Origin of the sequence: Francisella hispaniensis FSC454 (assembly GCF_001885235.1) — a bacterium.
Taxonomy (GTDB): domain Bacteria; phylum Pseudomonadota; class Gammaproteobacteria; order Francisellales; family Francisellaceae; genus Francisella; species Francisella hispaniensis.
In genome coordinates this window covers 242,584-256,543 of record NZ_CP018093.1, presented here as the reverse complement: position 1 = coordinate 256,543, position 13,960 = coordinate 242,584, and the positions used below count along the sequence as shown (strand labels likewise).

Genomic DNA, 13,960 nt, shown 5'->3' with positions numbered 1-13,960 from the left:
AAATTATTATTTTAGTGTTTTTAGAGATTTAAATCCTCCTAATAGCAGGATAGTTACTAAGTAAACACATACTCCTATAAACACTATCAAAGCTATACTCTTGAGTCTACCAAACATTGATAATGTAATCCAATAACTATCACTTAGATTAAATAATTTTAATACCAAAACCATAGCTGTACTGGCAACTATAATTTTAATAATTGTTATAAAAGGTAAATAAGTAGCTATAAATAGTTTAAAACTAAAATCACAAAGCACCCACAGCTGAATAAATAAATTTAGAAACGCCACAGATGAGCTAGCTAATGCCAAATATACAAAAGCATATTTGTCATAACTAAAGAAATTTACAATAGATATATCTAAGCATATTGTAGTTATCAAAGATACTAAACTTATGTAAAAAACTATCGTTGTCTTATTTTGTGCATAAAGTGCCGAAACAATAACTCTAACTACTACAAAACAAAATAATGACATTAAATATCCAAGCATTGCTAAATAAGTAAAATCAACATCATTTAAACTAAATTTACCATAGTAAAATAATGAAATAACTATAGGCTTTGCTAGCACGAATAAACCAACTATAGCAGGGATTGTCACTAACAGTGTAAAACTTATAATTGCTGCTAAAGTCTTAAAGAATTGCTGTTTATCCCTTCTGCAATCAATCAAATATGGGATCATCACCGTAGCAATTGCTGTACCAAAAACTCCATACAAAAATTGATTGACTCTATCAGCATAATACAGCCATGCTAGACTTCCCGAAAGTAAAAATGATGCAAAGAATGTCTCAACAAGGCCATTAATCTGTAATATTGCCGTACCAAGAAAAGCCCCAGGAAGTTTACGCAGAAAAATCTTTGCGCGATTATCCTTAACTAAAAAAACATCCCCACTAAAGCTAATTTTACCGATTAATTTTATAAGGCTATAACCACCTATGCTTACCTGAATAATACCAGCTAACAAAACAGCATAAGCAACACTATATATAGGTACATTAAATCTAGGAGATATAACCACACCAATAATCATCACCACATTTAGAACTATTGGCAATAATGATGATATAACATATTTACTATAGCTATTTAAAATTGCTGAAATTACTCCCATAACACCATTAAAAAGCACATACGGTATCATTATTACAAACATGCTTTTCACGAGTGCTAAAACACTTATTTCATCAATAAAACCATAAGCATAAATACCAACCCAAATATTACTAAATGCTATCGCCAAGAGCGTAACAATAAACAAAAACAAAGCTATAAAATATAAGATCGTTATAATGAATTTATTATTTCTTTGATTAATGCTACCGTTTAGATATGGGTTTATAATCTGTGTTAGTGTTCCTGAAGAGGTTACCTTACGGATAAACTCAGGAAATCTAAAAGCGACTAAAAATGCCTGCAAAGCTGTTCCACTGCCAAAAAAACTTGCTAATAGTAAATCCCTAACAAAGCCGAGCAGTTTTGATAAAAACAAAAATATAGAAACGATTAAACTGTTTGAGAAGAATTTTCGCATTTTTTAGTAGAGTAAATAGGTGCTATTTAGAAGCTACAGCATTTTGCCAGCTACTTCTCAAACTTTCCTGCTCTTTGGTAGCTAGCTCTAACTCTTGTTTTGATAATTTAATTTTAGCAAGTTTTCGCTGGGCTTGTTTAAGACCTTTATCAGAGATATCTGGCATACAGTACTCATTAAACTGAGTCCAGAATCTAAGTGCTGGATTTTTATATAACTCGATAGCTTCTGCTAGATAAGCATATTTAGCGACTTTGTTATCAGTTAAATCTGCAATTACAACAAATGCTGGAGCATATGGCTGCTGTATCGCTTCACGCGCATATTTATACGCAAGTTTATTATCTCCTTTTGCTATATATGCTTTTGCTAGACCAGTTTCTACAGGAGATATATGGTCTAGCTCATACGCTTTTTGATACCATTGAATAGCAAAGTCAGGACTCTTTGGTAAACCTGCCAAACCACTTAAATATGTATCACCAATTAGTGCTCTACCAATCGATATACAGTATGGATAGTTTTCTATAAAGCTTCTTTCATTATTCATCAAGTAAGCGTTACGTGCATCTAGACTACCATTAGCAATAGCTAACTTATACCATTTATAAGCCTTAGAAAAATTTGGACCAGGAACTTTACCTGCTCTGACGTAAAGGTTTGCTAATTGATTTTGAGCAATATCATAGCCCAAATTAGCTGATTTTATAATATATTGTATACCTTTTTTCTGATCTACGTTGACATCATCAGAACCAAAGAAATATAATTCCCCAATCAAATATACTAAGTACGCGTATGATCTAGCACCTTCTGGATTTTTTGGAGCACCATTTTTTTGGTAAAAATTTACTGCCCATAGTGCATCTTCTAGAGCTGTCTTATCACTTGAATCAAGTTGAATATTTGCCTCTGCTAGAAGACCAGTTGCACGCGCATCAGTTTTCAAATATGGCTTACAAGACTCTAAAACTTTTTCATAGTGTTGATTTAAACCATCTTTATAACATTGCTCCAAAGTCGCATATGATGAACTAAAAAACAATATTGATAAAAAAGCAACTATAAATTTAGCTTTCATCTATTTCTCCTGCAATACAAAAACATCAAGCGTCACATTTTTAAAAGTATAATACACTTTTGCATAAGATTTATAGAGATTTTTAGTAAAAATCTACTTGTCTACCTTGAGCTAGATATTTTATATGTATCTTAGTGGTATTTAATGGTAAAAAACCTTTACCTTTCTCAGGCCACTCGATAAAGCAAATATCTTTTTGATTGAAATAATCACGTGCACCTATCCATTCTAACTCTTCTGGGTCAGCCAACCTATATAAGTCAAAATGATAAATATCAAATTTGTCAAATTCATAACTCTCAACTAGAGTATAAGTGGGACTTTTTACATTACCAGTATAACCAAGTGCCTTGAGTATACCCTTGACAAACGTAGTCTTACCCGCACCTAAATCACCGTACAAATAGATAATCTGACCAGGCTTTAGCTGTTGAGCATACTCTTTGGCAAGTTGATACATTTGTTCTTCATCATTTACTAGTATACTTTTCATAATGTCTTATAAACTCTCCTGCTAACACAAAAGATCCAAACACTACCGTGACCGTATCTTTTTTTGCTAGATAAACACTACTTAAATCTTTGTTATAATCTACACGAATTATCTGTTGTAATTTAAATTCTTGTTTTATCTTTTCAAGATCAGCTGCTCTTGAGTCAAGATATTTAAGATCTATGACATCCCACTTATAGATACGCTCTTTAGCTATATTAAGTACTTCGCGTATATCTTTGGTTGCTAAGATGCCAAATATTGCCTCATAGCGAATATTTCTGTCTGCAAATTTACTCTCTAAGAGCTCAAACAAATGTCTGACAGAAGCAGGATTATGCGCAACATCAACTACAACATAACTATTATTTAATGAATCATTCTTTAGGGTTGCAAACCTTGCTCTTGCCCTTATATCCTCAAGATTTGGGATATATGCTATTTGCATTCTATAAAAAAGATATTCTGCTATCCCCATGGCAATATTATAACTATGAGTAAAACACTGTTTTGAACTATATTCATAATTATTTTGATAAACTATCGCACCTATTGTTTGTGCATATTCATAGACACTCCGTGGCATTTGTGAACCCAGAAAAAGAGGAACCTGTGACCTTGATATTCCAGCTTTTTCAAAACCTATCTTATCAAGAGTATCACCCAATATCTCACAATGATCAAAGTCAATATTTGTAATAGCTGTTATATCAGCATCAATTATATTTGCTGCATCTAATCTACCGCCAATACCAACTTCTAAAATCAAATAATCAAGCGCTATTCTCTGCGAATAAATACAAAGGCATAAAAAAGCAATCTGATAATACGAGAGGCGATATTCAGGAGTTAATTCTTCTAATCTCTCTAATACCTCCAAAAGAACACTATCAGATATTGGCTCTTTATTTAGTGAAATCCTTTCATTAAATTTAAAAACGTGTGGCGAAGTGTGACTTAAAACTTGTTTGTTATTCGATACTAATAGTTCTTCTAACATAGCTACTGTCGTACCTTTACCATTAGTACCAGCTATAGTTATGACTTTAAACTTTTTAGTAAAATTAAATCTACTAAGAATTAGTGATAAATCAAGAAGATCACAGCAAAGAGCATCAGACTTAGCCATTAATTTAGCTATTTTAATTTCGACGCTCATTTTTTGATTACAAATTAAGCTTGTTGTTCAGACTTATACTCTAAAGGTTGAGAATAGTTTATTTTTGTAAGATTAGGCATTAGTTTATCTATTAGTTTAGCAACTTCACCTCTTAAGTTTCTACGATCAACAATCATATCAACCATACCTTTCTCTACTAAAAATTCACTTCTCTGGAAACCTTCCGGTAATTTTTCTCTTACAGTTTGCTCGATTACTCTAGGGCCAGCAAATCCAATCAAAGCTTTTGGCTCTGCAATATGGATATCACCAAGCATAGCAAGTGAAGCAGACACACCACCAGTTGTTGGGTCTGTCAACACTACCAAGTATGGTAGTTTAGCTTCTGCTAATTTTTGTAAAGCTGCACTAGTCTTTGCCATCTGCATTAGTGAGAACAATGATTCCTGCATTCTAGCACCACCACTTGCTGTGAAGCAGATAAATGGTACTTTTTTCTCCATAGCAAGCTTGACACCTCTAACAAATTTCTCACCTACTACAGAACCCATAGAACCACCTAGGAACATAAAGTTAAAAGCTGCAGCAACTACAGGGAAACCTTTAACAGTTCCTTCCATTACCACTAAAGCATCTTGCTCTTCAGTTTTTTTCTGTGCCTGAGCTAATCTATCCTTATAAGTTTTTGTATCTTTAAACTTAAGCATATCAACAGGCGAGACATTTGCAAAATACTCTTGCATACTATCTCTATCAAAGAATAGGTTTAGTCTGTTTCTAGCAGAAATTCTATAGTGGTAATTACAGCTTGGACACACTGACTTATTGTTATGTAGTTCTTCTGAATATAGAGTTACACCACAATTAGGGCACTGACTCCAAACTCCAGATGGCATATCTTTTTTCTGTGCTTCTAAACCAAGACTTCTACCAATTACTCTAGTTAACCAACTCATTTCCAATCTCCTCCTAAATATTTATTAGATCAGATATATCTTAGCCGAAAATCTCAGTATCACTGAAGAAATATCTTATCTCTTGTACTGCTGTATCTTCTGCATCTGAGCCATGGACAGCATTTGCATCGATACTATCAGCAAAATCAGCTCTAATAGTGCCTGCTTTAGCTTCTTTAGGGTTTGTTGCGCCCATTAACTCACGGTTTTTTGCTATTGCATTTTCACCTTCTAAAACTTGTATCATCACATGGCCTGAAATCATAAACTCAACAAGCGCACTAAAAAAAGGTCTATCTTTATGTACAGCATAAAATCCTTCAGCTTCTGCTTTTGACAAATGCTTCATTTTAGCTGCAATAATTCTTAATCCTGCTTTCTCAAAGCGGCTATAGATCTCACCAATTACATTTTTCTCTACAGCATCTGGCTTAATTATAGATAAAGTTCTTTGTTTAGTCATTTTAAATTATTCTCCAATAGTTAATTAAGTCAAATTATAGCACTTTTATTCATGAAATATCAAAAGTAGTAATTAATTATTAGAATTTTCGATAGCTGCTTGAATATAAGATTCAAACAATTTATGCCCATATCTCGGTGTAGAAGTAAACTCTGGATGCGCTTGACATGCTATAAACCATTTATGCTCAGGAATTTCTATAAGCTCCATCAATTTATTATCTTCAGATCTTCCTGAGAAAATCAAACCAGCTTCTTCAAGGCGCTCAACATAGCTACTATTTACTTCATAGCGGTGACGGTGCCTTTCGATCACCTCATCAGCTTGGTATATTTCTCTAGCACGCGAACCTTGCTTTAAGACACACTTATAGCCGCCTAGACGCATTGTTCCACCTAAGTCTGAATTATGAGTTCTTTGATGAAGCGTGCCATCTTCTGCTTGCCATTCTGTTATTAATCCAATCACTGGATTTGCTGTTGTTGGTTCTAGCTCACTAGAATGAGCGTCTTTTATACCTAGAATATTTCTAGCGTATTCTATAACAGCCAACTGCATTCCTAGACATATTCCCAAGAAAGGAATCTGATTCTCTCTGGCATATTTTATCGAAGTTATCTTGCCTTCAACCCCCCTACTACCAAAACCACCCGGTACTAAAATAGCAGCAACATCTTTGAAGTATGATTCAACGTTATTATCAGTAACCTCTTCTGAATCAACAAATTTTATTTTTACTTTAACGCCTTTTTTATATCCTGCATTATACAGTGCCTCATTTAGTGATTTATATGCTTCTGTTAATGAAACATACTTACCAACCATTGCAATAGTGATTTCACCTTTGACATTTCTGATAGTATTTACAACATCTTGCCATTCAGATAGATCAGCTTCTTTAGTATTTAAGTTTAAAAGCTCAACAAGTTTTGCATCAAAACCTTGCTGGTTATACTTAAGTGGCACTTCATAAATCGTATCAACATCTTCTGCTGTAAATATACAGTCCTGATCAACATTAGTAAAAAGTGCGATTTTACGTTTCTCACTATCATCAAACTTTTTCTCGCAACGGCAAACTAATACATCAGCTTGTATTCCAATTCCTCTTAACTCCTTGACAGAATGTTGGGTTGGTTTTGTCTTGAGTTCGCCAGCAACTTTTATATAAGGTAAAAGAGTTAAGTGTACAAACAATGTTCTATTTCTACCTAACTCTATTCTTAGCTGCCTAATTGCCTCTAAAAATGGTTGCGACTCGATGTCACCAACAGTACCACCAATCTCTACAATTGCAACATCAACATCATCTGCGATACCACTACAAATACGCCTTTTGATCTCATCAGTGATATGTGGAATTACTTGGATAGTAGCACCGAGATAATCACCCTTACGCTCCCTTCTTAACACACTTTGGTAGACCTTACCTGTTGTAAAGTTATTTGCTTGAGTCATCTTATTACGGATAAAACGCTCATAATGACCTAAGTCAAGATCAGTCTCGGCACCATCTTCGGTTACAAAAACTTCACCATGTTGCAATGGACTCATAGTACCAGGATCAACATTGATATATGGATCAAGCTTCATCATTGTTACATTAAGACCACGACTTTCTAAAAGAGTAGCTAAAGATGCGGCTGTTACGCCCTTCCCAAGTGAGGATACTACCCCACCTGTGACAAAAATAATTTTAGTGTTAGAATTCATTTAGACACATGAAAATATAAAAAATCATGGAACATAATAATAACATTTTTAAAAAAATGTTACCATTTCAAAATACATTATTAGTTAATTTTTACATTTAGTAAAAGTTAAAAGATCGCCTTCATCATAATAGCTAAACATTCTAACTTACCAAAACATCTACAAACTAAGCACAATAACTACATAATGAAATAGTTCAAAAAATTTTCAAATGGTATGATTTTTATATTTATTTGCTAGCAAATACTGATAATCTAAATATATAAACCAATAAACAAATTCTTTTATGAAAAGTTTGAGAAAAATACAAATGCCTGATACTCTAGCAATATTGTTTTGTATTGCTATCCTTGTAGCTATCACAAGTTATTTTATACCTGTAGGTAAGTTTAATGTAAAAAAGATTCAATACGCTTCTGATGGTCAGACATATTCAAGAAGTGTACTTATTGCAGATAGTTTTAGATACAAACTAGATTCTCAAGGTAATCCCCAAACAGCTCCTGTTAAAATATTTGCAACTGAAAATGCTGAGAATAGAGGTTTTACAAACTTTATTTATGATGGTATTACCTCGGGCTCTAAAGATGGCGGTGCTGTTGCAATTATAGCTTTCTTGTTAATTATAGGTGGTTCTTTTGGAGTTCTTCTTAGGACAAAAGTTATTGATCAGTCAATACTTCGTGTTGTTAATAAATTTCAAAATAACAAAATTATCCTACTCCCTGTCTTATGTTTTATTTTTTCTTTGGGTGGTGCGGTATTTGGCATGGGTGAGGAGACAATACCTTTTATTATGCTTTTAGTACCTATTTTTGTACTTATAGGTTTTGATGCTTTCACTTGTACTGTAGTCATATATTTAGCTACTCAAATTGGATTTGCAACCTCATGGATGAATCCTTTCTCAGTTAGTATCGCACAAGGGATTGCCGAGCTTCCTATCTTATCAGGAAGCCTTTTTAGAATAATTATGTGGTTTATATTTACATTATCGATAAGTATTTTTGCGGTTTTTTATGCGTTAAAAATACAGAAAAATCCTCAATCATCAACAATGTATATTCATGATAATCTCTATAGAAACTCAGATGAGCATAATCTTGAGCAAATTCAAAAGATGTGTATCTACTCATGGTTAATACTTTTGAGTTTAATCGCTACCATTGTGTGGCTAGTGTATGGCGTAGTAGAGCTTGGCTATTATATCCCAGAAATTGCGACACTTTTTACAATATTAGGCTTATTAACTGGAATGTTTGCTATAGTTGGTAAAGTAAATGGTATGAACTTAAGCATTGCTATTGATGCTTTTAAAAATGGTGCCAAAGATCTTTTACCTGTTTGTTTAATCATTGGTTTTGCTTATGGTCTGATATATCTTATGGGTGGTTCAAACCCTGAAGACTATACGATGCTAAATACTATCTTACATTATGCATCTGAGATTATTTCTGGTACTAATCAATATGTTTCCGCATTAGGAATGTTTTTCTTCCAATCGATATTTAACTTCTTTGTCACCTCTGGCTCAGGTCAAGCAGCTCTTACCATGCCAATTATGTCACCATTAGCAGACTTAACGGGATTAAGTAGACAAATCGCAGTCTTAGCTTTCCAACTTGGCGATGGCTGGACACACTGTCTAATGCCTACATCTGCTACACTTATGGCTGTTTTAGGTGTTGCCAGAATACCTTATGGTTTATGGCTAAAATTCATCTTTAAATTCTATATATATCTGATGACTTTAAGCTCAATTATGATACTTATTGCAGTTTATATTGGATATAAATAAAAGAATTAAACTTATTAGCTTTTACTCTTCAGGGCTTCTAATGATTAAAGCTAGATCAGATTAAATTAACGATCTTATACATTGACTTTTCAATATATATATATACTTATGCTTAAATTTAAATAAAACTAATTTAACCAATGAAAAAATTATTAACTTGTTCGATTGTTACAATATTACTATTACTTACAGGCTGCATAAACAACAAAAATAATGAGCTTGATATTACTATTGATACTTCAAATCCAAGTATTCCAGAATTTGTTGTTCCAGCATCTATACCATCTTCGCAAGCTATAGCTTATAATTTTAGCTTTGCCAATGGAACATGCACAAATCCAGTTGCAGGCAATGCAAATGGTAGTTTAAATAGTCCAGCACCAACTTCAGGAAACACTTATAAAGCAGATAGTTTTATCGTTGATAATGCAATTTTTGCATTTAGTGCCTGTAGTAGTGGCACTATCATTAGTATTTCTTTTAATGGTGGTAAAACACTTTCTTATAGAATTCCTTAAACAACGATTTCAAGTAGGACAACCCCTGTAAAAAAAGAACTTATTTTTTTATAAAAACTATCTGATATATTTATTGACAAGCTTAACAAAAGCCATTGGATCTTCTATCTTAGCACCTTCAACAAACATCGCCTGAAGAAGTAAAAGCTCAGATAAATCAGCAAATATTTCTGTATCTGCTTCATTTTTTAGCTTCTGTACAAGATTATGCTCTGCATTAAGCTCTAAGATAGGCTTCATACCCATACCAGGCATAAACCCTTGACCAGCCTCTTCCATCATCTTCTGCATGTGTAAACTCATACCATAGTCATTTACAACCACACAGCTTGGAGAATCTGTCAAACGCTTAGACAAGCGTACATCTTCAACTTTATCTTTTAGAACTTCTTTAATTTCTTTTAGAACTTTCTCAAAGTCTTTTGACTCTTTCTCAAATTTCTCTTTGTTCTCTGGAGTTTCAAACTTATCAAGGTCAATATCACCTTTGATAATTGATTTCATATGCTTACCATCAAACTCAGTCAACGTAGACATCATCCACTCATCAATTCTATCTGTCATCAAGATAACTTCGATACCTTTCTTCTTGAATGCTTCAAGCTGAGGATTATTTGCAGCAGCCTTATAACTATCAGAAGTGATATAGTAAATTGTATCTTGACCTTCTTTCATGCGTGAGATGTAATCAGCTAATGATACAGTCTGCTTAGCATCGCCACTTTCAGTAGTCGCAAATCTTAATAAGCCTGCAATCTTTTCTTTGTTTGAGTAATCATCAGATACACCTTCTTTCAGCACTTGACCAAAACTATCCCAGAATTTTTGATATTTTTCTGTATCTTTACTAGCTAGCTTCTTCAATTCGCTTAGGATTTTAGTAGTTATCGCTTTTTTAATCTTATCGATAACTTTATTATGCTGTAATATTTCACGTGATACATTAAGTGGTAAATCAGCAGAATCAATCACACCCTTAACAAATCTTAAATATGGAGGTAATAATTCCTTATTCTCCATAATAAAGACTCTACGCACATATAGCGATAACCCATAATCCTTATCCCTATTCCAGAAATCAAAAGGTTTATTTTGTGGAATATAAAGTAAGCTATTATATTCAAGATTACCTTCAACCTTATTATGTATCCACATTAAAGCATCCGAAAAATCATGGGAAATATACTTATAGAACTCTTGATATTCCTCATCAGTAACTTCATCTTTAGATCTTAGCCAAATAGCCTTAGTATTGTTTATTGTCTCATACTCATCTTTGATAGTTTCTTTACCATCTTTATCATGCTCAACTTTTTTCATTTGAATTGGAGTATTGATACAATCTGAATACTTATTAACTAGTCCTTTAAGTACGTAATACTCAAGCAAATCTAGATGTTCTTTCTTGATATGAAGAATTATTTCTGTACCACGCTTCTCTTTTGTAATAGTCTCAACTGTAAAGCCATTTTGTGCATCAGAAACCCATTTAGTAGCTTGAGATTTATCCTGACCTGCTTTTCTAGTTCTAACTGTAACTTTATCAGCAACGATAAATGATGAATAAAAACCAACACCAAACTGACCAATTAAATCATTATCTTTGCTCTTATCACCAGTTAAACTTTCCAAGAATTTCTTAGTACCTGACTTAGCAATTGTACCGAGGTTTTCGATGACTTCTTCTTCAGTCATACCGATACCATTATCGCTAACTGTTATAGTTTTTGCATTTTTATCAAAATCAATTCTGATAGCATAATCAGTATCATCTTCATTCAAAGCTGCATTTGAAATACTCTCATATCTTAATTTCTCAATAGCATCAGAACTATTCGAGACAAGTTCTCTTAAAAATATCTCACGATTTGAATATAGTGAGTGAATTACAAGATGAAGTAATTTATCTACCTCAGTTTCAAAAGTATATTTTTTTTCTGACATTTATATAACCCTCTCTTGTTATACATTTATAAATAATCTTAAACAAATAACTATATGAGAGTGGTAATTAGTTTTTTCAAGTAATTTTTACATTTATATCTATACAAACTATAAAAATCTATCAGGGTAAAAAGAATTTTTTTAGGAATGAAATTTAGATAAAATACAAAAGAATTATTCTTCGTCAGCTGCTTCTTCAACTTCTGGTCTATCAACCAATTCAATGAAAGCCATAGGAGCCTTGTCACCAAATCTATAACCACATTTAAGAATTCTAGTATAACCACCAGCTCTTTCTGCATAACGAGCACCAAACTCTTCAAAAAGTTTAGTTACAGCAGCTTTATTTCTTAAGAAATCAAACGCCTGTCTTCTTAAAGCAACTGATTGTGCTTTAAACTCATTTGAGTTAGTGTCTAGTTCGTTTCTTAACTTATGCTCTCTCTTAGCTAAAGTTACTAAAGGCTCAACGATTGTTCTTAATTCTTTAGCTTTTGGTAAAGTAGTTTTGATAAGTTCATGATTAATCAAAGAAGCTGACATATTCTTAAACATAGCTTTTCTATGACTACTAGTTCTTCCAAACTTTCTACCTTGTTTACGATGTCTCATAGTAATTACTCCTTTATAGTTAATATTATATGATTACTATATTTGTTATTTTCCTTCAACTAGTTCTCTAAAATTGTCAATTTGAACACCTAGAGATAAGTTATTATCTATTAAAATTTGCTTGATCTCATTAAGAGATTTCTTACCTAGATTAGGTATCTTCATTAGCTGTGATTCAGAATACTGCACTAAATCTCCAAGATACTTGATATTCTCAGCACGCAGACAATTGGATGATCTCACAGTTAGTTCCAAATCATCAATTGGTTTAAGAAGAATAGGATCAATATTAGAATCTATTAATACATCACCTGTTTTACCATTACTAGGTACTCTTAAAGATACAAACACTGATATTTGCTCACAGAAATACTCTAAAGCTTTTGTAACAGCCGCTAGTGGTTCTATAGTACCATTTGTCTTTACAAATACTTCCAAAGTCTCACTATCACCATTATCAAAAACCTCAAAAGCAACTCTCTTAATAGGGTTAAAATCAGCATCTACAGCTATATCACCAACTCTCTCAAGTTCCGTTGGTATCGCAGAAAGTATACCAACATTTCTACCTATGCTCACAGTAGCAGTCAAGTTAAATGCTCTTTGATTTGTCAAAGTAGCTATTGGCTGATCTTTATTTATTATTTCTACACCCTGAGTTGTTTTAAAGTCTCCAGCGCTAACTACACCTGACTTATTTACAGATAGTTCTAAATCTAGTCTATCTATACCTTTATCAAGCTTTATCGCAACCTTTTTCAAATTAGAAACAATTTCAACAACATCTTCTTTGACATCTTCTAAAGTAGAGTATTCATGTAATACATTAGCGATGTTTACTTTAATTATAGATGCACCTGATAGTGAAGATAATAAAACCCTTCTAATAGAGTTACCAAGGATATGAGCCATACCTTTTTCTACAGGAGAAAGTTCAACTTTATAGCTAAAAGCTCCTAAGTCTTCTTTAAGCTGTATATTAGGTACAAATTCCTGCTTTGAATTATTATTACTCACTAAAAAATCTCCTTGAAATAAGGCTATAAACGAGTCACTAAAAAATAATAATAAATTATTACTTAGAGTAAAGCTCGATGATTAATTGTTCATTTATATCTGCTGATAGTTCAGATCTATCTGGTGAAGATTTCATAGTACCTTCTAATGAATCAGTATTAACATCAATCCAAGAAAGTTCTTTTCTATGTTTAGCAAGTTCTACAGCATTTTGAATTCTTAGTTGTTTCTTAGCTTTTTCTCTAACTGCAACTACATCACCAGCTTTCACTTGAGCAGATGGAACATTACAAGTATGCCCATTCACCATGATACCTTTATGAACTACTAGCTGCCTTGCTTCTGCGCGTGTAGCAGCAAAACCCATTCTGTAAACAACATTGTCTAGTCTTGACTCTAGTAGCTCTAGCAATGTAGCACCAGTATTACCTTTTCTTCTGCTAGCCTCAACATAGTATTTCTTGAATTGACCTTCTAAAATACCATACATACGACGAACCTTTTGCTTTTCTCTTAACTGTAAACCATAGTCAGATAGGCGCGCTCTTCTTGCTCCATGTTGACCTGGTGCAGTATTCATTTTGCATTTTTCATCGTTAGCTTTTACACCACTTTTCAAAAATAAGTCAGTACCTTCTCTTCTAGAAAGTTTACATTTTGGTCCTAGATATCTAGCCATTATTAAATTCCCTTTAAA

General features: G+C 33.0%; 13 protein-coding genes. 2 read left to right on the top strand and 11 right to left on the bottom strand.

Annotated features, from left to right (window positions below):
• Positions 1-6 precede the first annotated feature (6 nt).
• From murJ to FSC454_RS01290, 7 genes are all read right to left on the bottom strand, one after another.
• Positions 7-1,548, bottom strand: a complete 1,542-nt coding sequence (murJ, locus tag FSC454_RS01320) for a murein biosynthesis integral membrane protein MurJ (protein WP_066045846.1) — start codon at positions 1,546-1,548, stop codon at positions 7-9.
• A gap of 22 nt (positions 1,549-1,570) precedes the next feature.
• Positions 1,571-2,629, bottom strand: coding sequence for a tetratricopeptide repeat protein (locus FSC454_RS01315; protein WP_066045847.1), 1,059 nt, complete (start codon positions 2,627-2,629; stop codon positions 1,571-1,573).
• An 82-nt stretch (positions 2,630-2,711) separates the two neighbouring features.
• Positions 2,712-3,122: a tRNA (adenosine(37)-N6)-threonylcarbamoyltransferase complex ATPase subunit type 1 TsaE gene (tsaE, locus tag FSC454_RS01310; RefSeq protein WP_066045850.1), complete on the bottom strand. Its 411-nt coding sequence runs from the start codon at positions 3,120-3,122 to the stop codon at positions 2,712-2,714.
• The gene (locus FSC454_RS01305) at positions 3,100-4,281 is read right to left on the bottom strand and encodes a bifunctional folylpolyglutamate synthase/dihydrofolate synthase (RefSeq protein WP_066045852.1); all 1,182 of its coding nucleotides are present in this window, start codon (positions 4,279-4,281) and stop codon (positions 3,100-3,102) included. The genes tsaE and FSC454_RS01305 overlap by 23 nt, the downstream gene beginning before the upstream one ends.
• 14 nt (positions 4,282-4,295) lie before the next feature.
• Entirely contained in the window at positions 4,296-5,198 is a 903-nt protein-coding gene (gene accD / locus FSC454_RS01300; RefSeq protein ID WP_066045855.1) for an acetyl-CoA carboxylase, carboxyltransferase subunit beta, read from the bottom strand.
• Between the two features lie 40 nt (positions 5,199-5,238).
• Positions 5,239-5,661: a nucleoside-diphosphate kinase gene (gene ndk, locus FSC454_RS01295; RefSeq protein ID WP_066045858.1), complete on the bottom strand. Its 423-nt coding sequence runs from the start codon at positions 5,659-5,661 to the stop codon at positions 5,239-5,241.
• Between the two features lie 72 nt (positions 5,662-5,733).
• Positions 5,734-7,374, bottom strand: a complete 1,641-nt coding sequence (locus FSC454_RS01290; RefSeq protein WP_066045860.1) for a CTP synthase — start codon at positions 7,372-7,374, stop codon at positions 5,734-5,736.
• A gap of 286 nt (positions 7,375-7,660) precedes the next feature.
• On the opposite strand from FSC454_RS01290, the gene yfcC reads away from it, so the two are divergent.
• Positions 7,661-9,172: a putative basic amino acid antiporter YfcC gene (yfcC, locus tag FSC454_RS01285; protein ID WP_066045863.1), complete on the top strand. Its 1,512-nt coding sequence runs from the start codon at positions 7,661-7,663 to the stop codon at positions 9,170-9,172.
• 140 nt (positions 9,173-9,312) lie between these two features.
• Complete coding sequence (locus FSC454_RS01280) at positions 9,313-9,690, top strand: hypothetical protein (protein WP_066045865.1); 378 nt, start codon at positions 9,313-9,315, stop codon at positions 9,688-9,690.
• 57 nt (positions 9,691-9,747) lie between these two features.
• Here FSC454_RS01280 and htpG read toward each other — a convergent pair whose 3' ends face one another.
• From htpG to rpsD, 4 genes are all read right to left on the bottom strand, one after another.
• Positions 9,748-11,634: a molecular chaperone HtpG gene (gene htpG / locus FSC454_RS01275; protein WP_066045869.1), complete on the bottom strand. Its 1,887-nt coding sequence runs from the start codon at positions 11,632-11,634 to the stop codon at positions 9,748-9,750.
• Between the two features lie 174 nt (positions 11,635-11,808).
• Complete coding sequence (gene rplQ / locus FSC454_RS01270; protein WP_066045873.1) at positions 11,809-12,246, bottom strand: 50S ribosomal protein L17; 438 nt, start codon at positions 12,244-12,246, stop codon at positions 11,809-11,811.
• 45 nt (positions 12,247-12,291) lie between these two features.
• Positions 12,292-13,263 (bottom strand): DNA-directed RNA polymerase subunit alpha, encoded by a 972-nt coding sequence (locus FSC454_RS01265; RefSeq protein WP_014547573.1) that lies wholly within the window; start codon positions 13,261-13,263, stop codon positions 12,292-12,294.
• Between the two features lie 58 nt (positions 13,264-13,321).
• Positions 13,322-13,942 (bottom strand): 30S ribosomal protein S4, encoded by a 621-nt coding sequence (rpsD, locus tag FSC454_RS01260; RefSeq protein ID WP_003014378.1) that lies wholly within the window; start codon positions 13,940-13,942, stop codon positions 13,322-13,324.
• Positions 13,943-13,960: the final 18 nt, after the last annotated feature.

Bases quoted from the DNA above. Each gene is read 5' to 3' on its own strand.
- murJ (WP_066045846.1), bottom strand. From the start codon at position 1,548: ATGCGAAAATTCTTCTCAAACAGTTTAATCGTTTCTATATTTTTGTTT.
- FSC454_RS01315 (WP_066045847.1), bottom strand. From the start codon at position 2,629: ATGAAAGCTAAATTTATAGTTGCTTTTTTATCAATATTGTTTTTTAGT.
- tsaE (WP_066045850.1), bottom strand. From the start codon at position 3,122: ATGAAAAGTATACTAGTAAATGATGAAGAACAAATGTATCAACTTGCC.
- FSC454_RS01305 (WP_066045852.1), bottom strand. From the start codon at position 4,281: ATGAGCGTCGAAATTAAAATAGCTAAATTAATGGCTAAGTCTGATGCT.
- accD (WP_066045855.1), bottom strand. From the start codon at position 5,198: ATGAGTTGGTTAACTAGAGTAATTGGTAGAAGTCTTGGTTTAGAAGCA.
- ndk (WP_066045858.1), bottom strand. From the start codon at position 5,661: ATGACTAAACAAAGAACTTTATCTATAATTAAGCCAGATGCTGTAGAG.
- FSC454_RS01290 (WP_066045860.1), bottom strand. From the start codon at position 7,374: ATGAATTCTAACACTAAAATTATTTTTGTCACAGGTGGGGTAGTATCC.
- yfcC (WP_066045863.1), top strand. From the start codon at position 7,661: ATGAAAAGTTTGAGAAAAATACAAATGCCTGATACTCTAGCAATATTG.
- FSC454_RS01280 (WP_066045865.1), top strand. From the start codon at position 9,313: ATGAAAAAATTATTAACTTGTTCGATTGTTACAATATTACTATTACTT.
- htpG (WP_066045869.1), bottom strand. From the start codon at position 11,634: ATGTCAGAAAAAAAATATACTTTTGAAACTGAGGTAGATAAATTACTT.
- rplQ (WP_066045873.1), bottom strand. From the start codon at position 12,246: ATGAGACATCGTAAACAAGGTAGAAAGTTTGGAAGAACTAGTAGTCAT.
- rpsD (WP_003014378.1), bottom strand. From the start codon at position 13,942: ATGGCTAGATATCTAGGACCAAAATGTAAACTTTCTAGAAGAGAAGGT.